The sequence below is a fragment of the Nostocoides australiense Ben110 genome (genome assembly GCF_001050535.1).
Classification (GTDB): domain Bacteria; phylum Actinomycetota; class Actinomycetes; order Actinomycetales; family Dermatophilaceae; genus Nostocoides_A; species Nostocoides_A australiense.
Map to the genome: position 1 here is coordinate 3,883,327 of NZ_HG764815.1, position 4,302 is coordinate 3,887,628.

A 4,302-nucleotide genomic window follows, 5' to 3' on the forward strand; every position below is an offset into this window, starting at 1 on the left:
CAGCCGGTCGAGCATGGATACGGCGGTGGTGTGCTCGGGCAGGAACCGTCCCCAGTCCTCGAAGGAGTGGTGTGAGGCGACGCCGAGGGAGCGGCGTTCGTAGGCGGCGGCGACGAACCGGAAGAGCAGCTGGGCGCCGGTGTCGTCCAGCGGGGCGAAGCCGATCTCATCGACCAGGACGACATCGTTGCGCAGCAGGGCCTCGATGGTCTTGCCGACGGTGTTGTCGGCAAGGCCGCGGTAGAGCGTCTCGACGAGGTCGGCCGCGGTCACGTACCAGACCCGGTGCCCGGCCAGGACGGCCGCGTGACCAAGTGCGATGAGCGTGTGCGACTTGCCCGTCCCCGCGGGGCCGATCAGGGCCACGTTCTCCCTGGCCCTGACCCACTCCAGGGACGTCAGGTACGCCCACGTCGGCGCCGGGATCGAGGACGCGGCCAGGTCGAACTCCTCGATCGTCTTGAGCACCGGGAAGGCCGCGGCCTTGATGCGTGCTCGTTCGTTGGAGGCGTCCCGGGCGGCGATCTCAGCCACGACCAGGGCCCGCAGCACCTCCTCCGGTGTCCAGCGTTGGGTCTTGGCCGTGATGAGCAGCTCGGGGGCGAGCTGACGCATCGCGGCCAGCTTCAACCGGCGCAGCCCCGCGGTCAGGTCCGCGTCCAACGGTGGTGCGGTGGTGCTCACGAGGACACCGCCTTGGTGGCCGGGGCGTACTCGGCCAGCGACCGCCCCGTACTGGTCGGCAGATCGATGACCAGCGCGTCCCCGGCCGGGCGCGGGGTCGGGACGCCGGTGCCGGCGGCCAGGATCGAGCGGACATCGCTGGCCTTCCACCGACCAAAGGCGGTGGCTCGCTCCAGGGCTGCGACCATCGCGGCCTGTCCGTGGGCGGCGGTGAGGGTGTTCAGCTCGGCCAGCTCTGGACCCAGGCGGGTGTGCCCGGCGCCGGCGGCACCGGCGATGAACGCCTCCGCGGCCGGACCGAGGGAGCAGAAGTCCTTCTCCGCCGCGCTGCGCGGGCGGATCGCCCGCACCGGGACCGGTGGGCGAGCACCTCCGTAGTGCTCATCGAGGACCGAAGCCTCACCCGGGCCAACGAGGGGGTGCTCGGCGTGGACCTCCCCGGTACCGACGTCCAGGATCAGCACCCGGGCGCCGTCGACGAGGACACCGACCTGGGTGCCGATCAGCGCGGTGGGCACCGAGTACCGGGCCGAACCCAGGCGGATCGTGGACAGCTTGTCGACCTTGCGCCTCACCGGTGCTGGCCCGATGAGCGGGCGCAGCGAGGGCAGCTCGGTGAGCAGGTCCACCTCCTTGGCCAACCGTTGGTCCGGGACGGCGGCGATCTCTGAGTGGAGCGCGGCGTTGACCTCCGCACACCAGTCCGCCGCGCGCTGGTTGGCGCCACCGAGGTCGGCCAGAACCCGGGCGGCGCCGGCGGCCAGGTCCCCGGAACCGGCATGCTCGAGGATGAGCGGGCGGGCCAGGTCGTCCTTGCCGTAGCGGACGAGGGCCTCCACGATCCCCTTGGACTCCGGGTCCGCCGCCTCGCAGAAGTCAGGCCGGAACCGGTAGTGCGTGGCGAAGCGGACATAGTCGGGCGTGGGCACGACCCGGTTGGCGACCACCCCGCCCTTCAGGCACCCCATCCGGTCGGCGAGGACGACCTTGGGTGTGCCGCCGAGGACCTCGAAGCACTCGGCCAGCATCGCTATCGTCGTCGCGGCCTTCTCATCAGCGGCGAAGCGGACGAACCGGAACCGTGACCAGGCCAACACCGCGGCGAAGACGTGCACGCCGGCGATCACGCCCCAGTCGATGACCAGGTGCTCACCCGGGGACCACGACGCCGGCCGGTGGGTCCGCCCGTGCTGGGCCCGCCACGCCTTCTTCTCCTGGGCCACGAGGCGGCGGAAGTTGCGGGCCGAGCCGGTGTACCCGGCAGCGCGGGCCCTGGGCAGCAGCCGCTTGGCACTGATCCGGCCCCTGGTGTCCTTGACGTCCTGGGCCACGAGCGTGCGCACGTCCTCGTAGTTCGCCGGCCGCGGTGCACGCACCGGACGGTCCTGGCCCGCGGCGTGACGCTCCACGACGCGCTTGACGGTCTTGTGCGTGGTGCCGCAGATGTCCGCGGCTCCTCGGTAGGTGCCGACCTTCTGGTAGGCGGTGATGATGTCCAACTCTTCCCTCATGTTCTTCAATGGAGCTCCCTGGGCGGTGCGGTGACTGGCTAGACACCGCCACCGTCCACCGCCCAGGGGCTCAGCTCATGGACGACACGAGCAGAGGGTGGGGACTTCTACTTGGCCACCAGCGGGGACCTCACATGGCCACCAGCGGGGACTTTGTCACGGCCGTGGACAGGCTGACGACGCCTTGCAGATGAGGGATCGCAATATTGCGCCGATCTGCCTCCCGCTGGACCCGGCCGAGGGCAGCCTCGGCCTACTCTTCCGTAACTGCGTACGTCGCACCCAGGAAGCGTTGACGAGACTGGCGGGTCCCGACGTAGCCCGGCTCCGCGAGCAGTTGCCGTGGCACCTTCAGGAAGAAGACCTCGCCGAGGCCGTCATAGAGGCAGCCGTCACGGCGCGCTACTCGACGCCCGGCGACCGCGAACTGGTGCACCCGTCGGCGAATGATCGGGTTCTAGTGGCCCACCGCGACCTTCTGGCCAGGATGGACGATGACGGCCTGCTCGACGTCGGCGGTTTGGACGCCCGCCCATCGACCATCATTCACGCCGGATCGGCCCTGCACTACCACCCGCTCCTGAGGCGATACTTCACCAGCGGCATCAACCAAGACCTGATCGGAACACTGATAAGAGCGGGCGGGCAGCCCGACAGCACCGTGCGCATCGCGATCGACACCGAGCATTTCACGCGCGCCGAGGATTTCAGGGACTCGATGGAGAAGGATTACTGGTGGGGTCCGGCGCTGTCATCCGAGGCCTTGGACGATCCGCTTCAGACCGGCGTGACCGTTCACGCAGACCCGGACTCTGGCCTGACCCACGAGTACCCGCGCTTCTTCGTTGACTGGCGCCGTGACAAGGAGGGCCGCAAGGTCGTCCAGATGGAGGAGCTCTCCGATGAGCCGTCTTCCACTCGGAGCGGTCTGCGGCTTCTGCGGTACTTGCACGCCATCCGTGACACCGACAACGCGGTGTTCGTCCACTGCGACGGAGCGGTCCGCGCCTACGACCCCGACTCCTACACCGCCCGGTGCGAGAAGCAGTACGTGACCGGTCGAGAATCGGCGACCCATTATCGCAAGCTCTTCCGCGTCGACGGTGCGATCAGCACTCAGGACTGGAGCGACATTGTCGCCCGCTGGTTCCGCCACAACCGGCTGGCCAGTGAGTACCTGAAGTCCGGTGGCGTCCAGATTCCGGTGTAAACGCGCGGGCCTTGGTTCAGGTTTCGTGGGGTTGATGTTACGCGGTGGCGTTGACAGCGTTGGTTTGGTGGGCGTGGTCGACGGCGTGTCGGGGTCGTAGTTCGCGGGGTGGGTCGAGTAGGGATCGGCGGAGGTCGTGTAGCAGGCGTGAGCCGGCGGGGGTCATGGCCAGGCCGCGCCAGCCGGCGGAGGCGCGGTCCAGGACGGCCCAGACCAGGCTGATGCAGGAGGTCTCGCCGGGGAAGCGGCCGATGACTTTGGCGCGGCGGCGGGTTTCGCCGAAGGTGCGTTCGATGAAGTTGGAGTGCCGGATCCGTTGGTGGTGCTCGGCCGGGAAGCGCAGGTAGGCGCTCAGTCCGGCGGCGTCGGTGAGCAGGATCTTCATCGCTGCCGGGTAGATGGCGGCGTACTTCTCGGCGAACGCGCGGACGCGGGTGTCGATCAGGTCGACCAGCGCGGGGCCGGGTTCGATATCGAGGTCGGTGGTGTCGAAGATGGCCCAGTAGCCGTCGCGGATCTCGTCCTGCATCCCGGTCGGGGTCTTCGCCAGAACGTTCCGCAGCCGGTGGATGAGGCACCTCTGCCGCAACGCTTTCGGGTAGATCTGCTCGATCGCGGCGATCAATCCTTGAGCGCCGTCGGAGATGACCAGCAGCGGACTGCCCAGGCCCCGATGGCGCAGGTCGGCCAGGAAGTCGACCCACGCGTCGGTGGATTCCCCGGCCCCGGGCGCGAGGCCGATGAAGATGGGTTTGCCGTCGGTGCTGATCCCCCAGGCGGCCAGCACCGGCTCGGCCGGGCTGCCGGGGTGCATCCGGAAGAACGAGGCGTCCAGGAACAGGTAATCCACGCTCACCCCCTCCAGGCGGCGGGCAGCCCACTGCTCGTACTCGGCGG

At 69.1% G+C, this 4,302-nt stretch carries 4 protein-coding genes; 1 reads left to right on the top strand and 3 read right to left on the bottom strand.

Features of this window, described 5'->3' with window-relative positions; translation table 11 throughout:
- On the bottom strand, positions 1–684 hold a 684-nt coding region (gene istB / locus BN11_RS19100), incomplete at its 3' end, for an IS21-like element helper ATPase IstB (RefSeq protein ID WP_048699587.1).
- A complete protein-coding gene (gene istA / locus BN11_RS19105) occupies positions 681–2,204 on the bottom strand; it encodes an IS21 family transposase (RefSeq protein ID WP_083433800.1) in 1,524 nt (507 codons plus the stop codon). The genes istB and istA, both read right to left, overlap by 4 nt.
- A 181-nt stretch (positions 2,205–2,385) precedes the next feature.
- Between istA and BN11_RS19110 the strand changes: the two genes are divergently transcribed.
- Complete coding sequence (locus BN11_RS19110; protein ID WP_048699950.1) at positions 2,386–3,405, top strand: hypothetical protein; 1,020 nt, start codon at positions 2,386–2,388, stop codon at positions 3,403–3,405.
- 37 nt (positions 3,406–3,442) lie between these two features.
- Here the strand turns inward: BN11_RS19110 and BN11_RS19115 are convergent.
- Positions 3,443–4,302, bottom strand: an 860-nt coding sequence (locus BN11_RS19115; RefSeq protein WP_048699952.1) for an IS256 family transposase, incomplete at its 5' end; no start/stop codon positions are given.